Source organism: Streptomyces sp. 8P21H-1, assembly GCF_013302945.1.
In genome coordinates this window covers 42,251-44,248 of sequence record NZ_JABTYA010000256.1, presented here as the reverse complement: position 1 = coordinate 44,248, position 1,998 = coordinate 42,251, and the positions used below count along the sequence as shown (strand labels likewise).

Sequence of the window (1,998 nt, the reverse complement as noted above, 5' to 3'; positions counted from 1 at the left end):
ACCCTGGCATCAGGGACTCCACGAAACGCAGTGCAGCTCAGACTGTCGGGTCCGAGGCCACCGGCCCGAACACGGCCGGCTCGGCCCGCAGCATGCCGATGTCGGCCAGGCAGTCGCCACCGAGGGCGACCGCGAGCGCCACATCCAGCAGGATCTTGCCGGGATCGTGCACCGCCCGCGGCTTGCGCCAGGGCGCCAGAGCCGCAGATATCGCAGTATCCAGGCCCGTCTTGCGGACCGTCTCCACCAGCAGCACGGCCCCGGCCTGTGAGACCACTCCACGACCGCTGCCCTCGACGCGGACACGCGGGTACGACCCGATACGCTTCTTCACCTGAGAAGTGCTTCTTTCCACGGCACGATCTGGACCCTCGACAAGTCCTATCGTTCCAGGTCAGGAGCACTTCTCGCGTTCGTGATCAAGTCTCGGACAGACCACCTCGTGAAAGCCCGAGGCTAAGGGCCTGCCGGAAATTAACGTGTCGGTTTGATCTTTGTCGGGACGTCGTTCGCGAGGAATGCTGTGACGTCGGCGGGTGTGCGGAACCTGGCTGTTGAGGGTGAGATGGTGCGGCTGTGATCGGCCAGGAGGGGCTGGACTTGGTGAATGGCCCTGGTGAGGGTGTTGCCGTTGACGTTGAAGAGTTGGGCCAGGAGGTCTCGGGTGCCGATCTTGCGTAGGTAGAGCACGGTGGCCAGCACCCTGGCGGGGGTGGTCAGCTTGTCCTGGCCTCCTGCTCCTCGAGCACGCAGTCGCTCGCCTCCTCGTTGTTGGGATCGGGCGCGCTCACGTAACTCCTCCAGCGGCTGGGACAGTTGGCCGATGAGTTCGTCCAAGACGGGTTCGGGCATGTCGGTGAGTTCCGGACTGCGCAGATACCCGGTGTAAGGCTGCGGGCAGGGAAGGCTGGCCGGCCGTGGGTTGTGGACCGCGGTGGTGCTGTCGGGCCGAGGTTGCAGGGTGTAGTTCCAGTCGCCGTGGAAGCGGTGCCGGCGTAGGGGCAGGGCGTCGATGTCGATGTCGGTGACTTTGATGCCGGTGTCGTAAGTGCCGGGGTCGAGTTCGGCGTGGACGGTCAGGCCGGTGCGGGTGGTGGTCGCTGCGATGCTGTCGATGATGACGTCGTGGCTGGTCAGAGGACGGCCGCGCCAGTTCATGGAGATGTGGGAGAACAGCCGGTGCTCGATCTTGTTCCACTTCGAGGTGCCCGGCGGCATGTGGCAGACGGTGATCTCGAGGCCGGTCTGAGCGGCCAAGGCGGCGAGTTCGCTCTTCCAGGCGCGGGTGCGGTAGCCGTTGGAACCACCCGCGTCCGCGGTGATCAATAGGCGTGCGGCGGCCGGGTAGTCGTGTTGGCCCCGGGCCTGCCACCAGCGGCGGATGGAGGCGACGGCGAAGGCGGCGGTGTCGTGATCGGTGCCGACGCTCACCCAGCCGGTGTTCGCGGCCAGGTCGTAGATTCCGTAGGGGATCGCCTTTCCCGGCCCTTGCCGGTCCAGGAAATCGTGTGTCTTGACCCGCGCCGGTTCACCGGACGGCCGCCACTGGCGGCCTGTGTTCTTGTAGTCGCCGATCAGTTCCTTCTTCTTCGCGTCCACGCTGATCACCGGCTGGCCGTCGGCCATGTGTTCTTTGGCCTGCTCGTTGATGTAGCGGAACTGGGCGTCGCGGTCGGGGTGCTGCTTGCCCTCGAGGGTCTTGGCGCCGGCCTGCAGGCGAAGCCTTCCTCGCGCAGCAGGCCCCCGACGGTATCCGCACCAACTCGGTGTCCTTGCCGGGTCAGCTCCGCCGCCAGGCTCCTGGTCGACTTCACCGTCCAGCGCAGCGGCGACATCGGATCACCACGCTCATCGGGCTCCACCAGTGCCAGCAGAGCGGGCCGCAGCCCGGGGTCAAGATCTGCGGTCTTCTTGCGACCTCCGCCAGACCTGCGTACCCGGCCCAAAGGGCCTTCGCCGGATTCCAGCTCGGCCACACCTTTACGGACCGTTGTCTCG

At 66.3% G+C, this 1,998-nt stretch carries 2 pseudogenes; both read right to left on the bottom strand.

Annotated elements, in window-relative coordinates:
* Positions 1-40: 40 nt before the first annotated feature.
* Positions 41-334 (bottom strand): annotated as a pseudogene (locus tag HO151_RS05230) (transposase); the annotation flags it as partial.
* Between the two features lie 140 nt (positions 335-474).
* Positions 475-1,998, bottom strand: a pseudogene (locus HO151_RS05225) (ISAzo13 family transposase); the annotation flags it as partial.